Raw genomic sequence first — 25123 nt, forward strand, 5'->3', positions numbered from 1 at the left:
GGAAGTCGTTGCAGATGTCGCGCGTTCTCCTCGACTCTCGTCGGCATGAACCTCGTCCTGCGCCGCGTGGCCGCGATGGTGCCCGCGCTGATCGGCGTCGTGGTGTGCATCTTCGTGCTCACCCGGGTGCTGCCCGGCGACCCGGCCCGGACGCTGGCCGGTGATCAGGCGGACCCGAGCGTGGTGGCGAAGATCCGCACCGATATGGGCCTCGACCAGCCGCTGCACCTCCAGTTGGTCCGGTATTTCACGGACCTGCTGCACGGCAACCTCGGTTTCGCCTGGCACACCGGTCACAGCGTGGCTTCCGACTTCGCCTCCCGGCTGCCCGCGACCGTGGAGCTCGCCCTGGTGGCGCTCCTGATCGCGCTGCTGGCCGGCATCCCGCTCGGCGTGATCAGTGCGACGCGCCGCGACCGCCCGGTCGACCACGCCGGCCGGGTGTTCTCGCTGCTCGGTGCGTCGATGCCGCTGTTCTGGCTCGGGCTGATGGTGATCGTGGTCTTCTACAACAAGCTCGGGTGGGCACCGGCGCCGCTCGGCCGGGTGGCCGAGGGCATCAACCCGCCGACCGGCATCACCGGCCTCTACCTCGTCGACTCGCTGCTCACCGGTGACTTCGTGGCGTTCCGCTCGGCGCTGTCCCACATCATCTGGCCGGCGCTGTGCCTGGCGACCGGCAGTACGGCGATCATCGCGCGGATGACCCGCTCGGCGATGCTCGAGGTGATCGGCCAGGACTACGTCCGGACGGCGGTCTCCAAAGGCCTCAAGCCGTCGGTCGTGACCCTCAAACACGCGCTGCGGAACGCGGCCCCGGTGATCGTCACGATCTCCGGTCTGCAGTTCGGCCAGCTGATGGGCGGTGCGGTGATCACCGAGACCGTCTTCACCTGGCCCGGCATCGGCTCGTACGTCGTGCAGTCCGTCCTGGCCACCGACTACGCGCCGGTGCAGGCCTTCACGCTGGTCGCCGCGGTCGTCTACCTGGCGGCGAACCTCGTCGTCGACCTCGTCAACGCCCGCCTGGACCCGAGGATCGCCGATGCCTGATCTCAAGTCCCGCCCGACCACCACGCTCAGCCTGCTCCTGCGCAACCGCCTGGCCGTCGTCGGCCTCGTCTTCATCGCTCTGTGGACGCTCGGCGCCCTCCTCTCCGGTCTCTCGCCGTACGGCGCCACGCAACCCGGCGCCGGCGCACTGCTCCAGGGGCCCTCGTGGGCGCACCCGTTCGGTACCGACAACTTCGGTCGCGACCTGCTCACGCGGGTGCTGGCCGGTGGCCGCATCTCGTTGTGGACCGGTCTGATCGCGATCGCGATCTCGCTGTTGATCGGCGTACCGCTGGGCGCCTTCGCGGGGTTCGTCCGGGGTCGCGCCGGCGGTCTGGTGATGCGGTTGATGGACATGCTGCTCGCGTTCCCGTCGCTGGTGCTCGCGATGGCGATCGCGGCCGCGCTCGGTCCCGGCATGGTCAGCGCGATGGTTGCCGTCGGCATCGTCGGGATCCCGGAGTTCGCCCGGATCGTGCACGGTCAGGTGCTGTCGCTGCGCGAGCGTGACTTCGTCGAGGCCGGGCACGCGATCGGCCTGCCGGGGCGCAGCATCCTGATCCGGCACATCGTGCCGAACGCGCTCGCGCCGATCCTGGTCCGGGCCACGCTCGGCATGGGCTACGCCATTCTCACCGCCGCCTCGCTGAGCTTCATCGGCCTCGGCGCCCAGCCGCCCGACCCGGAGTGGGGCGTGCTGATCTCGGACGGCCGCGGCTACATCATCAGCGGCGAGTGGTGGATGACCACGTTCCCCGGCCTGGCGATCGCGACCTCGATCCTCGGCTTCAACCTGCTCGGCGACGGCCTCCGGGACGTCCTCGACCCGCGCCTGCGGACCAGCAAATGACGTACCCGCAATCGACAAGGAGACCGCGTATGAAGCGGACAGTTCTGGCTCTCGCCGCGGCGGCGGCCCTCGCGGTTTCCGGCTGTGCCGCGAACGCGAACAGCAGCAGCAACGGCAGCGGTGCGGAGGACGCCGGCGACACCCTGGTCGCGGCGTACTCCGAAGGCGGCAAGACGCTCGACCCGGCCGAGGCGAACGACGTCACCTCGGACACCTTCGTGGTGGCGGCCTACGACCAGCTCGTCACCTACGCCCGGACCGAGGACGGCGGCAAGCCGAAGGCCAAGACCGACCAGATCGTGCCGATGCTGGCCGAGTCGTGGAAGGCGAGCGCGGACAACACGTCGTACACCTTCAAGCTGCGGGCGGACGCCAAGTTCCAGGACGGGGCCCCGGTGACCGCGGACGCGGTGGTGAAGTCGTTCGACCACATCAAGGCGTCCAGCTCGGCGAGCTTCCTCTACAAGATGGCCGGGATCGCGAAGGTCACCAAGGTCGACGAGCAGAACGTCAAGATCGACCTGACCGCGCCGAACCACCTGTTCCTGCAGATCCTGCCGATGTACTCGTTCTCGATCATCGACATGGACAAGGTGGCGCAGAACGGCGGCGCCAAGTGGCTGGCCACCAACACGGCCGGCTCGGGTCCGTACAAGATCACCAAGTGGGACCCGTCGACCGAGGCGGCGATGGCCCGCAACGACTCGTACTGGGGTGACAAGCCCAAACTGCGTCAGGTGAACGTGAAGTTCATCGCCGAGGCGTCGAACCGGGTCCAGCTGCTCAAGAAGGCTGAGGTCGGCCTCGCGCTCGAGGTGCCGCCGAAGGACGTGCAGTCGCTGAAGGCCGCCGACGGCGTGACGATCGACTCGCGGGCGGGCAACAAGATCCTGTTCTTCGCGATGAACAACAAGATCAAGCCGTTCGACGACCCGCGGGTCCGGCAGGCCGTGTCGTACGCGATCCCGTACGAGAAGCTGCTGAACGATGTGATGAAGGGTCAGGCGTCTCCGATGAAGTCGTCGGTGGCCAGCTCCACCCCGGGCTTCAGCGACGCCGGCTACACCTACACCCACGACCTGGACAAGGCTCGTGCGCTGCTCGCTCAGGCCGGACTGCCGCAGGGCTTCAGCTTCGACTTCACGCTCGGGTCCGGCTTCGACGACTGGAACGACGATGCGGTCCTGATCCAGGCCGAGCTGGCCAAGATCGGCGTCACGATGAACATCAAGAAGATGGCGCGGCCGCAGTTCCTGGAGGCGCTGGAGACCAAGAAGGTCCAGGCGTACATCACCCGCTGGACGTCGTTCGTCAACGACCCCGGCTACCACCTCGGCCTGCTGCTCACCAGCCAGGGCTCTAGCAACTACGCCAATTTCTCCGACCCGGTCGTGGACAAGGCCTGGGAGCAGGCGTCGACCGAACCAGACGTTGCCAAGCGCAACAAGCTGTACGGCGTTGCGCAGCAGGAGATCAACACCAAGGCGCCGTGGGCGTACTTGTACGAGTACAACATCGTGGTCGCGCACCGCGCCGGCCTCGACGGCTACACGTCGTACCCGGACGGCATCGTCCGCTTCTTCCAGCTGAGCGTGACCAAATGAGCTGGGAGTCGAAGGTCCTCGCCGAAATCGAGGCGACCGCGGACGAGCTGATCCAGCTCGCCGGTGACCTGATCCGGATCCCGAGCGAGAACCCGCCGGGCGACTGCACCGAGGTCGGTGAGTTCATCGCCGTCGTACTGCGGAAGGCGGGCGTCGAGGTGGAGATCCTCGACGCCGGCCAGGGCCGCCTGAACGTGGTCTCGCACCAGGGCTCGCCGGGTGATCGGCACCTGGTGCTGGCGGGGCATTCGGACGTCGTACCGGTCGGTGACGTGAGCCGCTGGAGCTTCCCGCCGTTCGCCGGTGACGTCGTCGACGGGTACCTGCGCGGCCGCGGCGCCAGCGACATGAAGGCCGGGCTCGCCGGGATCATCCACGCGTACGTCGTGATGCACCGGCTCGGCGTACCGCTCGGTGGACGCTTGTCGCTCGCCGCGGTACCCGACGAGGAGGCGGGCGGGCCGCTCGGCGCGGACTGGCTGCTCGATCAGGGCGTGCTGGACGGCGCGACCGGTGCGGTGATCGCGGAGCCGGCCGAACGGACGCACCCGACGATCGGGCAGAAGGGCAGCAACTGGTTCCGGCTGACGGTGTCCGGCCGGCCGGGGCACGGGAGCCTGCAGCCGTTGCACGGGACGAACGCGAATCTCCAGGCAGCGAAGGCGATTCTCGCGTTGCAGTCGCTGTGGGAGATGGTCCCCGATGCGCCGGCCGAGGTCCGGGAGCTGATCGCGCGGTCGCAGGTGTTCGCCGAGGAGCGGGAAGGGTACGCGCCGGGCATCGGCGCGGTGTTCGACCACGTGACGATCAACGTCGGGAAGATCACCGGCGGCAGCGCCACCAACGTGGTCGCCGACAAGTGCGTTGTCGAGATCGACACCCGGGTTCCGATCGGGCTGAGCCGTGCGCAGGTTCTGCAGCGGGTGGACGAGCTCCTGGCGGAGGCCGGTGTCGAGGCGACGGTGGAGCCGCTCGGGTTCCGCAGCGAGCCGAACTGGACGCTGCCGGACGATCCGATCGTGGTCGAGCTGGTCAGTTCTCTGCGTGAGCTCACGGGTGAGCCTGCGGAAGGTGTGCTGCAGTGGGCGTCGTCGGATGCGCGGACGTTCCGCAGCCACGGCATCCCGGTGCTGCAGTACGGCCCGGCCGAGTTGTCGACAATCCACGGATTCGACGAGCGGGCACCGGTTGCGGACGTCGTATTGTCGGCAAAGACCTACGCCCTGACCGCACTGCGCTATCTGGGTGTGGCCGATGAGTGATTTGTTGACTGTCGACAATCTGACGGTGCGGATCGACACGTCGCGCGGGCCGATCACGCCGGTGCGCGATGTCAGCCTGCGCATCCCGCGCGGGAAGATGCTCGGGCTGGTGGGGGAGTCGGGCAGCGGCAAGAGCGTCACCGCGATGACGATCACCCGGCTGCTGCCGCGGCGGAACGTGCACGTCACCGGCGGGCGGATCGAGTTCGACGGACGGGACCTCACCAACCTGTCGGACCGGTCGCTGCGGGCCGTGCGGGGCAAGGAGATCGCGACGATCTTCCAGGAACCGATGACCGCGCTCAACCCGGTGCTGACCATCGCCGACCAGGTCACCGAGCCGTTGCGCGTGCACCTCGGGCTGTCCCGGCGGCAGGCCGCGGACCGTGCGGCCGAGCTGCTCGACATGGTCGGCATCCGCGACACCGCCCGGGTCCTGCGGGACTACCCGCACCAGCTGTCCGGCGGGATGCGGCAGCGGGTGATGATCGCGATGGCGATGTCGTGCGAGCCGAAGCTGCTGATCGCGGACGAGCCGACGACCGCGCTCGACGTCACCACCCAGCTGCAGATCCTCGAACTGGTGATGGACCTGCAGCAGAAGCACGGTACGTCGGTCCTGCTGATCACCCACGACCTCGGAGTCGTCGCGCAGACCTGTGACGAGGTCACGGTGATGCACAACGGCCAGGTGCAGGAGACCGCACCGGTCGAGCAGATCTTCGAGGCACCGCAGGCGGACTACACGAAGCGGTTGCTGAGCTTCCTGCCCTCCAACCGGGAACGTTCGCGCACTGCTCGCCCGGCCGAAGGACCCGCGCTTCTGGAGGTGTCCGATCTGGTCAAGGTGTTCCCGGGCCGGCGGCGGCGCGGACGGCGTACCGAACCTGTCGCCGCGGTGGACGGGGTGAGCTTCAGCGTGGCGCCCGGCCGGACGCTGGCGATCGTCGGCGAGTCCGGATCGGGCAAGTCGACGACCGGGCGGGCGCTGTTGCGGCTGCACGAGCCGACGTCCGGATCGGTCAGCTTCGACGGCGTCGACCTGATGGCATTGCCGGCCGAGGAGCTGCGGGCGATGCGGGCCCGGATGCAGATCGTCTTCCAGGACACGTACGCATCGCTGGACCCGCGGTGGACGATCGAACGGACACTGGCCGAGCCGCTGCGGCTGCACACCGACCTCGACGCTGCGGGGATCCGCGAGCGTCTGGCCGAGGTGATGGAGCTGGTCGGGCTGGAGGCCGGGCACCTGGAGCGGTTCCCGCACGAGTTCTCCGGTGGTCAGCGGCAGCGGATCGGCATCGCCCGGGCGTTGCTGCTCAACCCGTCGCTGGTGGTCTGCGACGAGCCGGTGTCCGCGCTCGACGTGTCGGTGCAGGCGCAGGTGCTGGAGCTGCTGAAGGACCTGCAGGATCGGCTCGGTCTCGCGTACGTCTTCATCTCGCACGACCTGTCGGTGGTGCGGCTGATCGCCGACGAGGTCCTCGTGATGAGCCGCGGCAAAGTCGTCGAGCACGGCACGGTCGACGAGGTCTTCGCCGCCCCGAAACACCCGTACACAAAGGCGTTGCTGGCCGCGGTGCCGTCGCCCGACCCGCGAGCGCGCCTGGACCGCGCCCAGCGCCGCGAACTCGTCGAAGCCGGAACCAAGGAGGCGGTCGCATGACAGTCCTGGGCGTTGTGACTATTGGGCAGTCGCCGCGGAGTGACATGGTTCCGGAGATGCGGCAGTGGTTGCCGTCGTCGGTCGAGGTCCGTGAGCGCGGTGCTCTGGACGGGCTGTCGGCGGCGGATCTGAAGACGCTGGCGCCGCGGCCGGGTGACGAGACGCTGACCACCCGGCTGCGCGACGGCTCGTCGGTCGTGATCGGCCGCGCGGGCGTCCTGCCCCGGTTGCAGGCCGCGATCGAAATTCTCGAGGCGGGCGGCGCGGACGTCGTACTGATCGTCTGCACCGGCGACTTCCCGCCGTTCCGCCACAGCCGCCCGTTGCTGCTCGCGGGACCGCTGCTGACCGCGGGCCTGTCCGCGCTGGCGGGTGACGCGCTCGTCGGCGTGGTGTGTCCGCTGGCGGAACAGGAGCAGCAGTCGTACGAGAAGTTCGAGCACCTGGACCAGAAGATCAAGGTCGCCTGGGCGACGCCGTACCAGCCTGGTCTGACCGAGTTGGAGAACGCTGCCCGGTCGCTGGCCGCGGAGGGCGCGCAACTGCTGGTTCTCGACTGTATGGGGTACACGCAGGAGCATCGTGAAGCGGCCGCGACCGCGTCCGGACTTCCTGTGGTCCTGTCTCGTTCAGTCGTCGCTCGACTCACTGCGGAGCTGACATGACCACTCCTACGAAGACCAAGCACCCGCGGGCGTTCGAGCCCGCGACGCTGGGGCTGCTGGTTGTCTGCGCGGCCGTCGGTGCTGTCATCGGTCTGCAGATCATCACCACCCTGGGCGTCACGCCGAACACCGCGCTGATCGGTGTCCTGGTCGCGGTCGCGCTCAGCCGGGTGCCCCTCGCCGTACTGCGTCCTTTCCGGTCGGTGCACCGTCAGAACCTGGTCCAGTCGACGATCTCCACCGCGACCTTCGCGGCCGCGAACTCGCTGCTGCTGCCGATCGCGATCCCGGTCGTCCTCGGCCGGCCCGGACTGGTCTGGCCGATGCTGATCGGCGCCGGACTCGCGATGCTGATCGACTTCGTGATGCTGTATTGGCTCTTCGACTCGAAGGTCTTCCCGGGATCCGGCGCCTGGCCGCCGGGGGTCGCCGCGGCCGAGGCGATCAAGGCCGGCGACGAAGGCGGCAAGCGGGCCGCGCTCCTCGGTGCCGGTACGGCGGTCGGTCTGTTCGGCTCCTGGCTCGGCGTCCCGATGTCGGCGTTCGGGGTGGCGTTCATCGGGAACGTGGTCGCGCTGACGATGTTCGGCGTCGGGCTGTTGGCACGGGGCTACAGCGCGGACCTGTTCGGAGTGGACATCGCGGCGCACTACATCCCGCACGGGCTGATGGTCGGCGCCGGTCTGGTGGCGTTGATCCAGGCCCTCATGGTGGTCTTCCGCGGCCGCCGTACGCCGGAGCCGGCCGGGTCGACGGGCGATTCAGCTGTGGAGCGTACGACGTACACCCGCGACGACTCCGCCGCCAGCCGCGGTCTCGGCCGCGGTTTCGTCCTGTACGTCGGCGCGGCGATCCTGCTCGCGACCACCGGCGGACTGATCGGCGACCTGGGGTTCGGAGACCTTGTGCTCTGGGTGCTGTACGCCGCGGTGTCGTGCATCATCGCGGAGTTCATCGTCGGATTGTCGGCAATGCACTCCGGCTGGTTCCCGTCGTTCGCGACCTCGCTGATCTTCCTCACGATCGGCATGCTGCTCGGGTTCCCGCCGATCGCGCTCGCCTTGCTGGTCGGGTTCATCGCGGCCGGCGGACCGGCGTTCGCGGACGCCGGGTACGACTTCAAGGCGGGCTGGCTGCTGCGCGGCCGGGGGAGCGACCCGGCGTTCGAGCTCGCGGGGCGGCGGCAGCAGTTGTTCGCGGGCGTCATCGGGATGGCGGTCGCGGGTGCGGTCGTCGCGCTGACCTATCACGTGTACTTCGACCGCGACCTGTTCCCGCCGATCGTGCAGGTCTACGCCAAGACCATCCAGGCCGGCGCCGACCAGGACCTGATCGGCAAGTTGCTGCTCTGGGCCGTGCCGGGCGCGATCATCCAGGCGCTCGGCGGCGCGAAACGCCAGATGGGCATCCTGCTCGCCACCGGCACGCTGATCGTCAATCCGATCGCCGGCTGGACGGTGCTGGCGGGGATCGTGCTGCGGGTCGCGTACCGCCGCTGGAAGGGCCCCGAGGCGGAGTCGCAGATGACCATCGCCGCGGCCGGCTTCATCGCGGGCGACGCGTTGTGGGGCTTCGGCAACAGCCTCGTGAAAACGAAATTCTGACTAGGAGAAACAGATATGGCATGGCGTGAAGTTCTCGACCTGTACGACCTGCTCGACGATGCGGCTGCTTCCGGGACGGCGGTGGCCGGCTGGTTGAAGGCGCATGGCGTCGACGACGTCAGCGTGACGACGGTGCAGGGCGACAAGGGCAGCACGGATTTCGTCCGGGCGGTGATCCCGGGCAGCCGGGGCCGGATCGCCGGCGGCGATGCGCCGACGCTGGGGATCATCGGGCGGCTCGGCGGACTCGGCGCGCGGCCGGAGCGGATCGGGTTCGTGTCCGACGGCGACGGCGCGCTGGTCGCGCTCGCGGTGGCCGGCAAGCTGGGCTCGATGCGGCAGCGTGGCGACCAGTTGCCGGGTGACGTGATCGTCGCGACGCACGTCTGCCCGGACGCCCCGACCCGCCCGCACGACCCGGTGCCGTTCATGGATTCGCCGGTGGACGTCGGCGCGATGAACGAGCACGAGGTCGAGGACGCGATGGAGGCGATCCTGTCGGTCGACACCACCAAGGGCAACCGGGTCGTGAACCACCAGGGCTTCGCGATCTCGCCCACTGTCAAAGAAGGTTGGATCCTGCGCGTCAGCGAGGACCTGCTCGACCTGGCGTCCCAGGTGTCCGGCCGGCTGCCCGTCGTACTGCCCCTCACGATGCAGGACATCACGCCGTACGGGAACGACGTCTACCACATCAACTCGATCCTCCAGCCCTGTACGGCGACCTCCGCGCCGGTGGTCGGCGTCGCGATCACCACCGAGACCGCCGTCCCCGGCTGCGGCACCGGCGCGACCGACCTGACCAGCGTCGAGTCAGCCGCCCGCTTCTGCATCGAAACCGCCAAAACCTACGGCGCCGGCACAACGTCCTTCTACGACGAGCCCGACTTCACCCGCCTCACAGAGCGCTACGGCAGCATGCACCACCTCCAGAGCATGGGCTGACAGACGCTTTACGGTGGAGGTGTCTGTTCCCGCTCGGGCTGTTCGTCGGTGGGGTGGAGACACTCTGGAGGAGAGCCGTGAAGTACTTGCTGATGATCTGTGGCGACGAGTCGGCTGCCGCGCATGCCAATGACGGGTGCGGTGGCTGGACGGAGGAGATGGACTCGCGTGGGGTCGTGGCCGGGGGCGCCGGGCTGCGGCCGCCGGACGAGGCGACCACGGTGCGGGTGCGGGAGGGGGAGCTGCTGCTGACGGACGGGCCGTTCGCGGAGACGAAGGAGCAGATCGGCGGGTTCGTGCTGATCGACTGCGCGGACCTGGACGAGGCGATCGAGATCGCGTCCAAGCACCCCGCGGCCGGCTACGGCACGATCGAGATCCGGCCCGTGTTCGAACCTCCGGTGCTGGAACCGCCGGTGTGACCTTCGAGGAGATCTACCGGCAGGAGTGGGGCCAGGTGGTCGCCACTCTCATCCGGCTCACCGGGAACTGGGAGCTGGCGGAGGAGTGCGCGCAGGAAGCGTTCGCCGCGGCCCTGCAACGGTGGCCGAACGACGGCGTACCGGATCGGCCCGGTGCGTGGCTCACCACGACCGCACGCAACCGTGCGATCGACTGGCTGCGCCGCGAAGCAGTGGGTGCACAGAAGCTGCAGGAGGTGGCTGCGATGGCGTACGACCCAGAGCCGCCGTACGACGTACCGGACGACCGCCTGCGATTGATGTTCACCTGCTGCCATCCCGCACTGGCGATGGAAGCACGAGTGGCGTTGACGCTGCGGACGTTGGCCGGTCTGAGTACGACGGAGATCGCGCGGGCGTTCCTGGTGCCGGAGACGACGATGTCGAAACGGCTCACCCGCGCGAAGCAGAAGATCCAGCACGCGGGCATCCCGTACCGCGTCCCACCCGCCCACCTCCTGCCGGAGCGGACCCCCGCCGTACTGGCTGTCCTGTACCTCCTCTTCAACGAGGGGTACTCCGATGTCGTCCGGAGCAACCTGGCAGGTGAAGCGATCAGACTGGCCAGACTGCTCGTCCAACTCATGCCGGACGAACCTGAGGCCGCAGGACTGCTCGCACTGATGCTGCTGCACGATGCGCGCCGAGACACGCGTCTCGCACCGGACGGCGCGCTGGTCACACTGGACGAGCAGGACCGCACCCAGTGGGACCACACGCAGATCACCGAAGGCGTAGACCTCCTAGACGCCGCATTACGCCGCAGCGAGCCCGGCCCGTACCAAGTCCAGGCCGCGATCGCAGCCTGCCACGCCACCGCCCGCACGGCAGCGGACACCGACTGGCCCCAGATCGCCGCCCTCTACGCCCAACTCCCGCAGACCCCCGTAGTAGCCCTCAACCGCGCCGTCGCGATCGGCGTGGCAGACGGCCCAGCCGTAGGCCTACGCCTGGTAGAAGACCTAGCCGCCGGCCCTCTCCACGGCTATCACCTCCTCCCCGCCACCCGAGCCGACTTCCTCCGCCGCCTGAACCGCCACCCCGAAGCCGCCACCGCCTACCGCGAAGCCCTAACCCTGGCCACCACAACCGCCGAACGCCTGTACCTGGAGAAGCGGCTGCGAGAGGTGTCTGTCCGGAGCTGACTCGTTCGTCGGTGGGGTATGACGGATATCAGGAGTGTTGTGGCGGGAGAGCGTGCCGAGCTGGCGGACGTCTTGGACGGGCTGCAGCCGCAGGATTGGGACAGGGCGACGCTGTGTGATGGGTGGCGGGTGCGGGAGTTGGTTGCGCACATCACGCTGCCGTACCGGATGTCGATGCCGCGGTTCGTGGCCGGGATGGTGCGGGCCGGTGGCAGCTTCAATCGGTACGCCGATCGGCAGGCGCGGCGGGATGCGGTGGAGTTGACGCCGGCGCAGCTGGTCGAGTGTTTGCGGCAGAACATCAACCACCCGTGGAAACCGCCCGGTGGCGGCTACGAGGGCGCGCTGTCGCACGACGTGATCCACGGCCTCGACGTGACCGTTGCGCTGGGCATCGATCGGCAGGTGCCGTCCGAACGGCTGGGGATCGTCTTCGACGCGATGCGACCACGGCACGCCAAGTACTTCGGTGTCGACCTGACCGATGTCCAACTGCGGGCCACCGATCTCACCTGGACCTACGGCACCGGCACACCTCTCACCGGCACGGCACAGGATCTGTTGCTGGTGCTGAGCGGCCGTAGCCTCCCACCGAACCACCTGTCCGGTCGCGACGCCGACCGCTTTACCGCTGGAGTGACCCGATGATCATCAGCCTTCCCATCGAGGACCGGCCGCGGTCGTACGCCTTCTACCAGGAGGCACTCGGCCTGACACCGGTCGGCGAGCCGGACGAGGACGGCATTCCCGAACGCGCCGACGCGCAAGCCGTGGACCTACATGGCCACGTTCACCGACCCCGACGGGCACCTCTGGATGGTCACGGCTCCTTGAGTTCGAGGGCGTAGTCGCCGTGGGTGGCGGTCCGGAGCAGGAGCCGGCCGGAGCCGACGGTCACATCGGTGATCGGGTCGTCGACGTACAGCCCGGCGATCCGGGTGCCGGCCGCCGGATCCCACACCGCGACGTTGCCGCCGGTCGATCCGGTGACCAGGACCGTCCGTCCGTTGAGCGATCCGATCGCCACACACTCGACCGCCGAGGCGCGGTCCGCGGGGTTCTCGATCCGCTTCCCGTCCGAGATCGTGTACAGCCGCGCCCGTCCGTCGCACGCCACCGCGACGATCGCGCCGAACCCGGGAAGGTTGCCCAAGGCCACCGAGGTCGCCTGCTCCAGGTTCGGCTTGACGTACAACAGATCCCAGCCGTGCTCGAGAATGTACGACGACAACTCGACGAACGGCCCGGCGATCGCGCGTGGACGCTCGCCCGCCCCAGCCAAGGTCCGCCGGTCCCAGACCCAGACGGCACCGTCGACCGATCCCGTCGCGATCACCGGCACGCCGTCCACCTCACCTGCCGCCGCCACCGACTGCGGCCAGTCTTCCGGCCGGTCTACGTCGAGTGGCCGAGGTCGATACATGTCGCGCGGCGGCTCATTGCCAAGCGCCTCCGGGACCGTGGTCGGCACGAACCCGTCGTAACGCCACCGTTCGGTCGAGGCGTTGCGCAGCCGCGAGAGCGTGACACCCTCGCGGGTCGCGTCGTACTCGATCTGCTGCAACTGCACCAAGGTGGTGTTGTCGTAGTCGGGCGCCACGGCGACGATCGGATGTCCGGCGACCACGCCGATCGCGATGGCCCGGGTGCGTTCGTCGTACGGCGACTCCTCGACGTACACATGCCCGTCGGTGAACCAGAGCAGGCGCCTCCCGATCCCCGCCGCGACCACGAACGGCGCGCCGATCCGGGCGCCCGCCATGACGTCCAGCAGACTGCCGCCGTCGAACTGGATCGGATCGGTCCGCCAGCTCTCGCGGCCGTCGGCGGGATTGATCAGCACGATCCGATGGGCTTGCTCGGGGCCAGGCTCGTCCTGCACGGCGAGGAGGACCAACCCACCGTCGTCGTCGACCCCGAATCCGCGTACGGCGAGACGCGCGAGCGCCGGCGGCGGGTCGAACCGCCGCAAGGTCAGCGCGTCGACCATCGTCAGCGAGCTGTCGAAATCCACACCGGCGATGACCTGCCGCCCGTCGACCAGGCCGACGCCGAGGGCGTGCCCCAGACCGACGTCCGCGGCGGCGATCCGTTCCTTGGTGCGGGCGTCCCAGACCTCGAGGATCCGGTCGTACCCGGCCGAGGTCACCACGACCGGGCGACCGTCGATGACCGCCATCGCGACCGCGGTCGCCCGGTGGCCGAGCGGAATCATCGACCTGACATCCGGTACGCCGGTCCGCGGATCCCACAGCTCGATCCGGGTGTCGACCGCGATCGCGACCACTGGGAGGTCGTCGACATGACCGAAGCCGAGACCGCGGACCTTCCCGGTCGTGCTGTAGGTCGACTCGAGATCCGCTCTCCAGTCGAGGCTGCCCTCCACCATCCGCAGCCAAGGTGCCGTCGCGAGCTCGCCGACCGCGTCGCCGAGCCCGGTCATGGAGGCACCGGGGTACTCCTTCAACCTCGCGTGCAGTTGCCCGGCGAGCTGAGTGGGATCGCGGGTGAGAGCGGTCCGGCTCCGGCGGAGGGTGCGTTCCACGACGTCGACGGGCTGGAACGTCGTCATCCACCGAACCATCGCGTCGACGTCGTCGCGGGACGCGTCCTGTTCCATCACGAGCTTGGCCGCGGTGATGACCGCGTCGGTCTGGTCGACGCCCAGCAGGTCGACCGCGCGGGCCAGCCAGCCGGCATCGGTCACCAGGTCGACGACCGCCTGGGACGCCGGTGCGATCCGGTCCGCGTCGGCCACCAGATGCTCGGCGAGGTAGCGCACCGGGTAGAAGTTGGCGTCCGCCCAACCGTCGATGGCCGCGTTCTGCCGTGCAGCCAGTGTGCGCGCGATCCGTCGGTGACCGGCGGCGTACGACGGCTGCGCGTGGAAGTGCTCCACGAACGTCTGGTGGGCCAGCCGGTACGTGCTCTGACCGTGCTCCCCGTCGAGCATCACGTACGGCGCCGCCGCGACGAGCAGGCTGTCGAGATCGGTCTCGCCGGGCCGGCCGTCCGTGAACGCGCCGGCGACAGCCGCCCAGATGCCGTCGGCGCGCGGGAGTCCGCGGCCACGAGCATGGCCAAGGGCCTCGAGCAGCGGCCGGAAGTTGCGGTTGGCAACCGTCAGCCGCTCCACAGCGATCGCGAACAGGCCGCGGTTGTCCTGCTCCAGCAACTCTGCGAGCTCCGGCCGGGCCTCGGCGGTGAGCAACTCGGGCCGCGCCAGGATCTCGTGGACGGCCAGCCGGGCGTAGAGGAAGTGGCGATTGTGTGCGCCGACGCTGCGCGCGGCGGCGGCCGCGATACCGCGGTCGATGGGCAGTGCGCTCAACCGATGCTCGACGTACCTCGTCACAGCCTCGGGATCGAGGTCCACCGTCACGGTCCCGATCGGCGCGAGCGCGTCGAGCAGGTTGGCGTCGATCGGCGCCGGGTCGTCGAGCCCTTCGTTGGTCGAACGGCGCGTGCCGACGACGACCCGGCAGCCGGGGACCTCGGCCAGTTGCCGCAGTACGCCGGCCACCGCCAACGGATCCTGCGCCTCGTCGAGCGCGTCGACCATGACCGTCCTGCCCGCGACAACCGTCCGTAGACCTTCGAGCGTGGTGGAGACGTCCGGTTCCTCCTGGAGGTCGGCGGCCACCCGGTTGATCACTTCCGTGGTCGTCAGGCCGGTGAGCAGGATTGTGGCGTCGAAGACGTCGTCCGGCGGCTGCTCCGGCGCGGCCAGCCGCTGGACGCGGTCGGCGCGGATCAACAGCTCGCGCAGTGACGGGTTGCTGTGCACGACGAGATTGCCCAGTACGGCGGACTTGCCCGAGCCGGCCGGCCCGGTGACGGCGAGCAGCCCGGAGTCGGTGGTGCCCAGCCACTCGGTGATCTCCCGATGCTCCCGGCTGCGTCCCTCGAAGTACCAGGTCGGCTCACCGAGCTCCGCTCCCTGCGCCTTGGGGACGAAGAACTTGCGTTGATCCTCGGGCAGGCCTTTGAGGAATGCCTCCAGCTCGAGATAGACGTCCTGGGGCGCGGTGACACCCGCGCCGAGCGGCCGCGGTGGCGGAATCAGCGGCCGGGCCTGGCCGAGCCCGACCGGGATCGCGAAGCCGAACGCCAGGTGTTCCTCCAGCCGCCCGACCAGGTCGGCCACCCGGATGACCTCGTCGTTGGGCGTGAAGGACTTCAGCGCCAGGTCCAGAGCCTTCGGTACCGCCTCGAGGAAGCTCGATCCGGTGCCGCCGCCACCGAGCAGCGCGAACCGTTTGGCCGGATTCGTCTTGGCCAGGATCTTCGCTGCCAGCAGTTGCACGAATCGCTCGGCGCCGCAGGCCTCGATGACGACCAGCGTCCACGCGCCGGGGTCCTCGCTCCGGCCGGTCCATTCAGCCGCCAGGTGACGCGCCAGCTCGTCCGGGTGCACGCCGGGGATCTTGAGGTGCTGCGTGCTGTTGTACGACGCCAGCCACGCCTCCTCCGCGTCCGACTCGCCATGGCCAACCCAGACCAGGACCGAACTCCGCGGCCCGTCCCGTTCGGCCCAGGCGCCCAGTTCCCGCTGCACCCAGTCGGCGTCCGGCCGGCCGTCGCTCCACGGATGCACGACCCCGCCGTACGGCGCGAGCAGGTCGGCGATCGCCTTGACGTCGGCCTCCGCCGCGATCGACGCGAACGGCCGTCGTACCTCGGTGCTGTAGGTCGCGATCGGGATCGGGAAGATCGTGAAAGCGGGCTCGCTCATCGGTCCGCGTCCTCGGGCGGGACCGCCAGGACCTGCTCGGTGACGGCCGAGGCGCCGCCGCCCTTCACCTCGACGCGGTAGACGCCTGGCTCACCGAGGACGACCGAGGCGGTCAGTATCCCGTCCCGACGTTCCAACGGCGGCACCGCGACCTGCCAGCGGTTGAAGGCGTCGACGACCCGGCAGGTCGTACCGGCCGCGTCCGCGCCGGTCACCGTGACGGTGAGCGGTTCTCCCACAGAGACGACGTCGGGTACGTCGATGCCGATCTCCCCAGGTCCGAGCGGCGGACCGGCGGTGTCGTTGGTCAGTACGTCGCGCACGTGCGAGATCGCTTCCTCGGTTGCCGCGACGGCACCATGGGACTGCGGGAGCGTGCCGGGAGGCAGGCCGAACCCGGCGGCCGACCGGCGGAACACTGTGCCGTCGCCGCGCAGATCCAGCCGCTCCCGGATCACTCCGGCCGGATCGGTGATGCACGTGTGCATCAGCGGTGTCAGTTCGCCGTCGCGGATCGACAGGCTCTGCATCGTCGGCTGTTCGATGCCGATGAGCAGCCGCAGACTGCCGGCCTCGCCTTGCACGATTTTGTCGTGCCGCAGCAGGGATTCCTCGGCGAGCTCCCGGTCGCCGTCGAGGCTCGCGATATCGCCGGGCTCGAGCCGGCGCGCCGTCGTACCTTCGTCGACACAGCGGTAGAACGGCAGCAGGTCGTACAGCCCGGGCATGTGCTGGACCAGTTTGCGCAGACGTTTGCGCGGAATCGGCAGGCCGTCTCCCGAGCTGAGGATGTACGCCGACTTCACGGAGCCGTAGTACGGCGTGCCGAGCGTGACCGTCGTCCGCACGTCCGAGGTACCGCCGAGCACGTGCAGGTAGTACCGGGCGACCAGGCCGCCCATCGAGTGCGCGACCAGGACGACCTTGGCGTCCGCGCTGCCGGACGGATGCGCCCGCCACTGGGACAGGTGCCGGTCGACCAGTCGCTCGAGCTCGTGCGCGTTGTGTTCCACGGACAGCCGCCAGTCGTACGGGAACTCGCACAACGCATCTGGATGTGCGAGAACCCGTCCGATCCCGGCCAGCAACTTCGTGTACGGCTCGAAGCCCTTCAGTACCGGTGCGAACGCCGGGAAGCGCAACAACCCGGTGGCGCGAACGCGGCCGGTCCGGCCGGCCCGTTCGTCATCCGTGACGGCCAAACGTTTGAGCGCTCTTCCCGTCGTCCACGCGCTGACCCACCAACTCGCGTCGTCGAGTCCCCACAGGACATCCCCCGACTCGACGTCGGCCAGCGAACTCCCCATGATTCCCGGGATCACGATGACGGCATCCCGGGACACGGCCCCCACTGCGTCCATCCGAACCCACCCCCGGATTCAGTCTCGATCCGGGTCGGGCGAATTACCAGACCGTGGCCGGGTGGCGAAGCTTGGCCGGACGGACCGCGGCTGATTGACCGGTGGTTTGACGGTGGAACAGGCGGCCGCCGTACCGGAGCCACTCGACCTGTCCGTCGGTGCCGCGGACGAAGTTGGCGCGGACGTGCGTGGGTGTGCCGTCCGGGTTCTGCGCGAGCACGTAGTCCTTGCGGTAGAAGGCGAATCGGAACAGCGCCTGTCCGCCCACACCGGCGAGCAGCTCGCCGCTGTCGGCGGTGAGGTCGAGACCGAGCTCCTCCGGCTTGCCGTCGAAACCGATCTGCTGGGAGACGTAGGTGCCTTCGTAGGCGGCCAGCCGGCTCGGCGGCAGCTCCTGCGGTACGGCGGGCAGGTTGCTGACACCGGCGAACTCTTGCAAGGCCCAGTCGTCCCCGAACAGCTCTGCCACCAGCGACGGGCCGCTCTCGGAGTTGGTGAGCAACGTGATGGCGAAGTCCCGCTGCGGCACGAACAGGAAGCCGGAGTGCTGACCTGACCAGTCGCCGCCGTGCTGCACCACCGTCGGGCCCTGCGCGGTCGGCCGCAGCATCCAGGTGACACCCACCCCGTTCAGCTCCACGAACAGCGTGCCGCCCGGACCCGGGTGCGACTGCATAGCCAGCCTGCTGCGGTCGCTGAGCAGTCGGGGCAGGTCACGATGCCCCAGGTGGTACCGCGCGTACCGGAGCTGGTCACGGGCGCTCGAGATCAGGCCGCCGATCGAGTTCAGCGCCCGCGGCATCGCGTCGAACGACGGCTCGACGACCGGCTTGCCGTCGACGATGTTGTGCGACGCGGCGACGCTGAAACCGTCCAGCTCACTGTGGAAGAACCTGCTGTGCGCGAGCCCCAGCGGATCGACGACCAGTTCGCGGGCGGCGGTCTCGTACGGCTTCCCGGTCACCGCCTCGATGATCCGCCCGGCCACGCCGATCGCCGCGTTGTTGTACGAGAACACCTTCCCGAGCGGCGTGAGCTGCGGGACCTTCGTCATACCGGCGACGTACGTGGCGAGTGCGTCGTCGCCCTGGCCGGTGTCCCAGAAGTAGTCGCCCTGCCAGCCGGCCGTGTGGTTCAGCAACTGCCGGACGGTGACGCGTGCGGCGACCGACGGGTCCTGTGTCGCGAAGTCCGGAAGGTAGGCGCGGACCGGCCGGTCCAGGCTGATCCGGCCGCGCTCGACGAGTCGCATGATCGCGGTCCCGGTGAACGTCTTGGACGTCGAGCCGATCCGGAACACGGTGTCACCGGAGACCGGTTCGCCGGTGTCCACGCTGGTGACGCCGAAGCCGCGGACGTACTCCCGGCCGCGGTACCAGACGCCGAGACCGGCCCCGGGGATCGCGTACTTCGCCATCCCGGCCTCGATCTTCTCGGCCAGGCGCCCGATCCCGGCCGGTTCACGCACACCGGTCGCCGACGTGGGCAGGGTGGACAATGCGGCAACCGGAACGGCAGCGGCCGCGGACTTGAGCACGGTACGACGGGTGAGCGACACGTCAACGTCTCCTCGGGCGGGTAGGAATGCTTCCGATGTCGCTATTATTACCAGAGTTGGTATCAATGGATACCCTGAAAGAACCCTGATGGAGAGCCGATGGAGGAGTCCCCGACCCCGGTGCTGGACGTGCTGCTGCACCCGATCCGCTGGCGCATCGTGCAGCGGGTGCTGGGCCGCGAGGTGACCACCACGGACCTGAAACGCGACCTGCCCGACATCCCGGCGACCACCCTCTACCGGCACGTCGCCGCCCTGATCGACGCCGGCTACCTGACGGTCGTCCGCGAACGCAAGATCCGCGGTACCACCGAACGAACCCTCACCCTCGACCAGACCAAGGTCGGCCGGATCGACGAGCGCGAAGCCCGCGCGATGACCCCGGACCAGCACCGGCAGGCGTTCCTGATGCTCCTGACCCGCCTGGCCGCCGACTTCGACCGTGTTGTCGACAGTGGAGACCTGTACCCACGGCTGCACCAGCTGGGCTACTCACAGCTCGCCCTCTACCTCAGCTCCGAGGACATGGCAGTGGTCCGGGCCGGCTTCGAGAAGCTGATCGAGCCCTACCTCGCCGAGTCGCCGGGCAAGGACCGCGTCGTACTGTCGCTGTTCTCGCTGCCCGACAGCTGATCTAGCGGCGCGTAAGGCGGAGTTGGGTGACGTCGAGGTAGCCGGAGGCGAAGCCGGCCTCGCTGTAGGCCAGGTAGTACTCCCACGCCCGCCGGAACGACTCGTCGAAGCCCTCCGCCCGGACGACGTGCCAGTTGGCGACGAACCGTTGCCGCCACCGGCGGAGCGTCTCGGCGTAGTCCGCGCCGAAGCGGTGGTCGTCGTCGACCGTCAACGTGGTGTGCCGCTTCACGGTCTCGTCGATCGCGGCGCGGGACGGGATCAGACCTCCCGGGAAGATGTACTTCTGGATCCAGCTGTACGAGTTCCGGGTCGCGAGCATCCGGTCGTGGTCCATCAGGATCGCCTGGAGCGCCACCCGTCCACCTGGTGCGAGCAGCTGGTCCAGCGTGCGGAAGTACTCCGGCCAGTACTCCTCGCCGACCGCCTCGATCATCTCGACGCTGACGACCGCGTCGTACGTGCCGGTCACCCCGCGGTAGTCCTGCAGCCGCAGGTCGATCCGGTCGACCAGACCGGCATCAGCAACGCGTTTCTGCGCCAGCTGCAGTTGCTCGGTCGACAGCGTGATGCCCGTGACCTGCGCGCCACGGCGAGCGGCAGCGATCGCCAGCGTGCCCCAGCCGATCCCGACTTCGAGCACCCGGGTGCCGAGACCTACGTCGGCGAGATCCAGGATGCGTTCGACCTTTCGGGACTGGGCGTCCTCGAGGTCCTGGGCAGCCAGTGGTACGTCGTGGTCGAACAGAGCGGAGCTGTACGTCAGGCCCGGGTCCAGGAACGCGGCGAAGAGCGCGTTGCTGAGGTCGTAGTGCGCACTGATGTTCTCCCGGGCGCCAGCCGGTGTGTTGCGACGGAGACGAGGAACGCGCCGGTCGACAACCCGCCGGAAGCGCAGGAGGTACGGCGGTACGAGCTGTGCGACCCGTGCTGCGAACGGTGTCAGCAGGTCGCCCAGGTCGGTGCCGTCGGCAGCAGCCCAGTCGCCTGCCATGTACGCCTCGCCGAGACCGATCTTGGGGTTGTGGGCGAGCCGTTCGAACAATGAGTCCGGGCGGACGATCCGCAGCACCGGTGCGTCCGGTCCGCCGCCACCGCGGACCGTGCCGTCGGGGTAGACCGCGCGTACGGGGACCTGGTCGAGGATCCGGTCGACGATCAGCCGGGTGATCCGGGCGCGGACGCACAGCGGGCGCAGGACGGGGTGTCGCAGGCAGAGTGGCTGGGCGATGGTTGGACTGCTCATCGGAGTCCTTTCTGGAGCCGGTGCACCGGGCGTTGTACGACAGGTAGGCGGCGCGCCCACAGCCACACCCCGTTGAGGCGGATCAGTAGTGACACGCGCTGCGACATCAGCGGCATCCGTACGGCGGCCGCCAGGGTCGCTCGACGGGTGGCCGGGTGCGGTACGCCGTCGAAGCTCGCTCCGAAGACCGTGTGACCGTCGCGAGACAGGCTCACCTGCACCCGGATCCGGTCGTGGCCGAGCTCGAAGCTCAGGCGGTACTGGCCGGAGACGTCGTTGAACGGCGAGACGTAGAGCTCCTTCAGAGTCTCGGCGGTGCCGTGCGCGTCCGGGCGGAGCAGGTACGCGTGCCGTTCGCCGTACGTGTTGTGCACCTCTGCGACGACGTACGGGCCGGCGAGGCACCAGAAGACGGTCAGCGGGTCGAACACGTGGCCGAAGACGCGGGCGTTGGCGAGCATGACGACGCGGCCGTCGTACGTGATGCCTTCACTGGCGAGGTAGCGACGCAGGTCGGCCTTGATCGTCGGACCGTGGCCGCCGAGGTGGTCGCGGACGTCGAAGCGCGCCAGCGGGCGCAGGTACCAGGGCTGGTGCGGTACGTCGTCCAGGTCGACCAGCCACTGGTACACCCGGTACCGGAACGCGTGGCGGATCGGAATCCGCCGCCCGTGCCGCACGGAGCCGGTGACGATCGCCGGGAGTGTGGGGAGCACACCGGCGACCGTCACCAGCGGACCCCGAAGGACTCGGCCGCGGCGACGCCGGCGCGACAACCGTCCTCATGGAATCCCCAGCCGTGATACGCCCCTGCAAACGTGATCCGGCCGGTGTTGAGGGCTGCCAGCCTGCTCTGCGCGGCGACGGCCTTCGGTGTGTAGACGGGGTGCTGGTAGTCGATCCGCTCGATCACCTTCGCGGGATCGACCGTCGTGGCACCGTTCAGTGTGACCAGGTAGGTCTCGTCGGTCTCCAGCCGCTGCAACCTGTTCATCCAGTACGTCGTCAGCGGGGCACCGGAGCCGATGATGTAGTTCCACGACGCCCGGGCGCTCTTGGTTGCTGGAAGCAATGAGGTGTCGGTGTGCAGGACCGCTGTGTTGCGGCTGTACTCGAACGGTCCGAGCACCGCCTTCTCCAGCGGTGATGCATCCGCGAGTAGCTCGAGCGCTTGGTCCGCGTGGGTCGCCAGAACCACCCGGTCGAACTCGGACGCAGCGCCGTCGGGGCCGTCGGCAACAGTCACCGTGACGCCGTCCGGATGCCGCTGAACCGCGCGGACGGGACGGTGTGTGCGAACGGCGCCGACCCGGTCGGCGAGCGCGTCGACGTACTGCCGGGAGCCGCCCGTGACGGTCAGCCATTGTGGTGAGCCGCTGACCGAGAGCATGCCGTGGTGGTCGAGGAACCGGAACAGGTAGCGCGCCGGGTAGGCCAGCGCCGAGCTGCCGCCGCAGGACCAGACGCAGGATACCACGGGTACGGCGTACTGCCGGACGAAGGCTGGGCTGAAGTGCTCGGCCTGGAGGAACTCGTCGAGCGTCGTGAGGTCGTCGTCGCCGGTCCGGGCCAGGTAGCCGGCGGCTCGGCGGTGGAAGCGGCGGACCTCGCCGAGCAGCCGGAGAAAGCTCCGGTCCAGGATCCGGCGCCGCTGCGCGAAGACTCCGGCCGCGCCGCGCCCGCCCGCGAACTCCAGTCCGCTCGCCGGGTCGCTGATGCTCATGCTCATCTCGGTCGGCTGGGTCCGGACACCGAGCTCGGTGAACAGTCTGCGGAGCAGGGGATAGGTGCGGGTGTTGTGCACGATGAAGCCGGTGTCGATCGCGAGCCGGTGTCCGGCCGGGTCGGTGACGTCATGGGTGTGGGCGTGTCCGCCGAGCCGCGGTTCGGCCTCGAACAGCGTGACGTCGAAGCGCCGGGCGAGCAGGTAGGCGGCGGTGAGACCGGACACGCCGGCGCCGATCACCGCGACGGACTTGGTCATGGGCAACGCCTCCTGGTTGTCTAAGGTCTGTCTAAAGATTAGGCAGATGCCTAGCTCTAGTCAAAGGTCTGTCTAAAGTTTGTATACTGTGTGACCGTGGAGACTTCGGTGCCGGGCGGACTTCGGATCGGTGCGCTGAGCAAGCGCGCCGGGGTCAGCGAACACGTGCTGCGCGCGTGGGAGTCGCGCTACGGCCTGCTGTCGCCGACGCGCTCGTCCGGTGGCTTCCGGCTGTACTCCGAGACCGACGTCCGCCGGGTCCAGCGCATGCGCGCCTACCTCGCGGACGGCCTGTCTGCCGCCGAGGCGGCCCGCGCTGTGCTGGCCGAGCCGGCCGCTGCGGCGCACCCGTCTCCGGACCCGGTCGTCGGACGGCTGGCCGAGACCAACGGGCCGGTGAGCCTGCGGTCCGCCCTCGACCTGCTCGACGAGCGGGCCGCGCACGCCGTACTGGACCAGCTGTTCGGTGCGTTGACCGTCGAGGCCGTGATCCGCGACGTGCTGATTCCGTACCTGCACGAGCTGGGGGACCGGTGGAGCCGTGGTGAGGTGACCGTGGGCCAGGAGCACTTCGCGAGCAACGTGATCCGGAGCCGGCTCGCCGCGTTGTCCCCGGGCTGGGGCGGCGGCCGCGGGCCGCAGGTTCTGCTGGCCTGTCCGCCCGGTGAGCTGCACGACATCGCGCTGCTGTCGTTCGGCCTGGTACTGCGACGCTCGGGCTGGCGAGTGGTCTTCCTCGGCGCCGACTCACCGACCGGCGACATCCAGCGCACAGCCGACGCGCTCGAACCCGACCTGGTGATGCTCGCCGCCTCGGACGCGTCCCGCTTCGACGCGATCCGCCCGGAGCTCGTCCGGCTCGCGCAGAGCCGGCCGGTCGCACTGGCCGGCCCCGGTGCATCCGCGGAGTTGGCCGCCGTCGTCGGGGCGCAGTACGTCGACGACGACCCGGTCACCGCCGCAGAGCGATTGGAGGAGAGTCGATGATCGTCATCGAACGTGAAGTCGCCGTCGCCACCACACCTGAGCGGGCGTTCGACTACCTGGCCGACTTCCGCACCACGGAGGAGTGGGATCCCGGGACGGTCCGCACCGTTCTGGTAGCGGGTGCAGGCGGCGAAGGTACGACGTACCGCAACACGTCTCGCTTCAACGGGCGCGAGACCGAGCTGACCTACGTGGTCGAGGAGTACGCCCGGCCGGACCGGATCGTCCTGCGTGGCGAGAACCGGACGATCGTTGCCCGCGACACCATGACGTTCCGCAGCGAGGCCCACATCACCCGGGTCACGTACCGCGCCGAGTTCCGGCTCAAGGGTCTCGCCCGGCTCGCCGAACCGTTCCTCCGCCGGTCCTTCGAGCACCTCGGCGAAGAGGCCGAGGAGGGACTCCGCAACGCGCTGGGGAAGCTGGCCGCATGAGCGGCGCCCTGGACACCCTCCTGGACCGCCTGGTCGTCCCTGGCTACACGAAGCTCGGCTATCGCTTCCGGAGCAGGTCGTGGCCAGCAGACGACCCCCGTCCGAACGCCCTGGCCGGCAAGACCGCCATCGTCACTGGCGCCCGTGGCGGCCTGGGCAAAGCCACCGCCGCCGGCCTCGCCGCCCTGGGCGCCACCGTGCACCTGGTGGTTCGCGACGCCGCCAAGGCCGCCCGTACCGTCGCAGACCTTCGTGGTGAGGACCCCAACGCCACGTTCGTGCTCGACGAGTGCGACATCGCCGACCTGGACGCCGTACGCCGCTACGCCGCCACGTGCACCGGGCGAATCGACGTGCTGGTCCACAACGCCGGCGTCATGCCCGCCCACCGCACCGAATCCCCCCAAGGCCACGAACTGACCTTGGCCACCCACGTCCTGGGCCCACTGCTCCTGACCGAACTCCTCCGCCCCAACCTGGTCAACGGCCGCGTCATCCTGGTGGCGTCCGGCGGCATGTACACCCAGCCCCTGCCCACCGATCCCGAGTACCGCGACCCGCCGTACCGCCCCGCCACCGCCTACGCCCGCACCAAGCGCATCCAAGTAGCCCTGACACCACTGCTGGCCGCACACCTGGCCCCCACCTTCGTAGCCACCATGCACCCCGGCTGGTCCCAAACCCCGGGCCTGACCAGCTCCCTCCCCACCTTCACCACCCTCACCAAGCCCTTCCTGCGCACCCCCATCCAAGGCGCAGATACCACGGTCTGGCTGGCAGCAACCACCCCCCAGCCGCCCACCGGCAACTTCTGGCACGACCGCAAGATCCGCCCGACCCACTACCTCGCCAGAACCCAGGAATCCGAAGCCGACCGCGAACACCTCTGGACCTACTGCCGAGAAGCAACAGGCCTCTGAAAAAGCACGA

The 25123-nt window shown here is 69.2% G+C and carries 21 protein-coding genes and 1 pseudogene; 16 read left to right on the plus strand and 6 right to left on the minus strand.

The features are described 5' to 3' along the window. Positions 1 to 45: 45 nt before the first annotated feature. The 12 genes and pseudogenes from E0H50_RS21000 to E0H50_RS44545 all read left to right on the plus strand — a co-directional run. On the plus strand, positions 46 to 1053 hold the full coding sequence (locus E0H50_RS21000; RefSeq protein WP_131291172.1) for an ABC transporter permease: 1008 nt from the start codon (positions 46 to 48) through the stop codon (positions 1051 to 1053). Next, positions 1046 to 1903: an ABC transporter permease gene (locus E0H50_RS21005; protein WP_131291174.1), complete on the plus strand. Its 858-nt coding sequence runs from the start codon at positions 1046 to 1048 to the stop codon at positions 1901 to 1903. The genes E0H50_RS21000 and E0H50_RS21005 overlap by 8 nt, the downstream gene beginning before the upstream one ends. A gap of 29 nt (positions 1904 to 1932) precedes the next feature. After that, the gene (locus E0H50_RS21010; protein ID WP_131291176.1) at positions 1933 to 3507 is read left to right on the plus strand and encodes an ABC transporter substrate-binding protein; all 1575 of its coding nucleotides are present in this window, start codon (positions 1933 to 1935) and stop codon (positions 3505 to 3507) included. After that, on the plus strand, positions 3504 to 4769 hold the full coding sequence (locus tag E0H50_RS21015) for a M20 family metallopeptidase (protein WP_131291178.1): 1266 nt from the start codon (positions 3504 to 3506) through the stop codon (positions 4767 to 4769). Before E0H50_RS21010 ends, E0H50_RS21015 begins: the two co-directional genes overlap by 4 nt. Then, the gene (locus E0H50_RS21020; RefSeq protein ID WP_131291181.1) at positions 4762 to 6435 is read left to right on the plus strand and encodes an ABC transporter ATP-binding protein; all 1674 of its coding nucleotides are present in this window, start codon (positions 4762 to 4764) and stop codon (positions 6433 to 6435) included. The genes E0H50_RS21015 and E0H50_RS21020 overlap by 8 nt, the downstream gene beginning before the upstream one ends. Beyond that, a complete protein-coding gene (locus E0H50_RS21025) occupies positions 6432 to 7100 on the plus strand; it encodes an AroM family protein (RefSeq protein WP_131291183.1) in 669 nt (222 codons plus the stop codon). Before E0H50_RS21020 ends, E0H50_RS21025 begins: the two co-directional genes overlap by 4 nt. After that, positions 7097 to 8704 carry an OPT/YSL family transporter gene (locus E0H50_RS21030; protein WP_131291185.1) on the plus strand — a complete coding sequence of 536 codons (1608 nt, stop codon included), beginning with the start codon at positions 7097 to 7099 and terminating at the stop codon, positions 8702 to 8704. Before E0H50_RS21025 ends, E0H50_RS21030 begins: the two co-directional genes overlap by 4 nt. A gap of 15 nt (positions 8705 to 8719) precedes the next feature. Further along, positions 8720 to 9649 (plus strand): DUF1177 domain-containing protein, encoded by a 930-nt coding sequence (locus E0H50_RS21035; RefSeq protein ID WP_131291187.1) that lies wholly within the window; start codon positions 8720 to 8722, stop codon positions 9647 to 9649. A gap of 77 nt (positions 9650 to 9726) precedes the next feature. Then, positions 9727 to 10071 carry a YciI family protein gene (locus tag E0H50_RS21040; protein ID WP_131291189.1) on the plus strand — a complete coding sequence of 115 codons (345 nt, stop codon included), beginning with the start codon at positions 9727 to 9729 and terminating at the stop codon, positions 10069 to 10071. Further along, positions 10068 to 11255 carry an RNA polymerase sigma factor gene (locus tag E0H50_RS21045; protein ID WP_131291191.1) on the plus strand — a complete coding sequence of 396 codons (1188 nt, stop codon included), beginning with the start codon at positions 10068 to 10070 and terminating at the stop codon, positions 11253 to 11255. Before E0H50_RS21040 ends, E0H50_RS21045 begins: the two co-directional genes overlap by 4 nt. A gap of 39 nt (positions 11256 to 11294) precedes the next feature. Next, positions 11295 to 11903, plus strand: a complete 609-nt coding sequence (locus tag E0H50_RS21050) for a maleylpyruvate isomerase family mycothiol-dependent enzyme (protein WP_238151116.1) — start codon at positions 11295 to 11297, stop codon at positions 11901 to 11903. 105 nt (positions 11904 to 12008) lie between these two features. After that, positions 12009 to 12089, plus strand: a pseudogene (locus tag E0H50_RS44545) (hypothetical protein); the annotation flags it as partial. Here E0H50_RS44545 and E0H50_RS21060 read toward each other — a convergent pair. From E0H50_RS21060 to E0H50_RS21070, 3 genes are read right to left on the minus strand one after another with little or no spacing between them, the layout of a single operon-like run. After that, the gene (locus tag E0H50_RS21060; protein ID WP_131291195.1) at positions 12076 to 15990 is read right to left on the minus strand and encodes a WD40 repeat domain-containing protein; all 3915 of its coding nucleotides are present in this window, start codon (positions 15988 to 15990) and stop codon (positions 12076 to 12078) included. The pseudogene E0H50_RS44545 and the gene E0H50_RS21060 overlap by 14 nt on opposite strands. After that, positions 15987 to 17351: a lipase/acyltransferase domain-containing protein gene (locus tag E0H50_RS21065; protein WP_131291197.1), complete on the minus strand. Its 1365-nt coding sequence runs from the start codon at positions 17349 to 17351 to the stop codon at positions 15987 to 15989. Before E0H50_RS21065 ends, E0H50_RS21060 begins: the two co-directional genes overlap by 4 nt. A gap of 43 nt (positions 17352 to 17394) precedes the next feature. Next, complete coding sequence (locus E0H50_RS21070) at positions 17395 to 18909, minus strand: serine hydrolase domain-containing protein (protein WP_202868255.1); 1515 nt, start codon at positions 18907 to 18909, stop codon at positions 17395 to 17397. Between the two features lie 99 nt (positions 18910 to 19008). Between E0H50_RS21070 and E0H50_RS21075 the strand changes: the two genes are divergently transcribed. After that, complete coding sequence (locus E0H50_RS21075) at positions 19009 to 19542, plus strand: helix-turn-helix domain-containing protein (protein ID WP_131291198.1); 534 nt, start codon at positions 19009 to 19011, stop codon at positions 19540 to 19542. Between the two features lies 1 nt (position 19543). Here E0H50_RS21075 and E0H50_RS21080 read toward each other — a convergent pair whose 3' ends face one another. The 3 genes from E0H50_RS21080 to E0H50_RS21090 are packed head-to-tail and all read right to left on the minus strand — an operon-like array spanning position 19544 to position 22772. After that, a complete protein-coding gene (locus E0H50_RS21080) occupies positions 19544 to 20788 on the minus strand; it encodes an SAM-dependent methyltransferase (protein WP_131291200.1) in 1245 nt (414 codons plus the stop codon). Next, positions 20785 to 21519, minus strand: a complete 735-nt coding sequence (locus E0H50_RS21085; protein WP_131291202.1) for a DUF1365 domain-containing protein — start codon at positions 21517 to 21519, stop codon at positions 20785 to 20787. The genes E0H50_RS21080 and E0H50_RS21085 overlap by 4 nt, the downstream gene beginning before the upstream one ends. Beyond that, a complete protein-coding gene (locus E0H50_RS21090) occupies positions 21516 to 22772 on the minus strand; it encodes an NAD(P)/FAD-dependent oxidoreductase (RefSeq protein WP_131291204.1) in 1257 nt (418 codons plus the stop codon). Before E0H50_RS21090 ends, E0H50_RS21085 begins: the two co-directional genes overlap by 4 nt. 96 nt (positions 22773 to 22868) lie before the next feature. Between E0H50_RS21090 and E0H50_RS21095 the strand changes: the two genes are divergently transcribed. From E0H50_RS21095 to E0H50_RS21105, 3 genes are read left to right on the plus strand one after another with little or no spacing between them, the layout of a single operon-like run. Further along, the gene (locus tag E0H50_RS21095; RefSeq protein WP_165547232.1) at positions 22869 to 23759 is read left to right on the plus strand and encodes a MerR family transcriptional regulator; all 891 of its coding nucleotides are present in this window, start codon (positions 22869 to 22871) and stop codon (positions 23757 to 23759) included. Continuing rightward, positions 23756 to 24193 (plus strand): SRPBCC family protein, encoded by a 438-nt coding sequence (locus E0H50_RS21100; protein ID WP_131291207.1) that lies wholly within the window; start codon positions 23756 to 23758, stop codon positions 24191 to 24193. Before E0H50_RS21095 ends, E0H50_RS21100 begins: the two co-directional genes overlap by 4 nt. Then, complete coding sequence (locus E0H50_RS21105) at positions 24190 to 25113, plus strand: SDR family NAD(P)-dependent oxidoreductase (RefSeq protein ID WP_131291209.1); 924 nt, start codon at positions 24190 to 24192, stop codon at positions 25111 to 25113. The genes E0H50_RS21100 and E0H50_RS21105 overlap by 4 nt, the downstream gene beginning before the upstream one ends. The last annotated feature ends 10 nt before the right edge of the window (positions 25114 to 25123 follow it).

Origin of the sequence: Kribbella sindirgiensis, assembly GCF_004331435.1 — a bacterium.
Taxonomy (GTDB): domain Bacteria; phylum Actinomycetota; class Actinomycetes; order Propionibacteriales; family Kribbellaceae; genus Kribbella; species Kribbella sindirgiensis.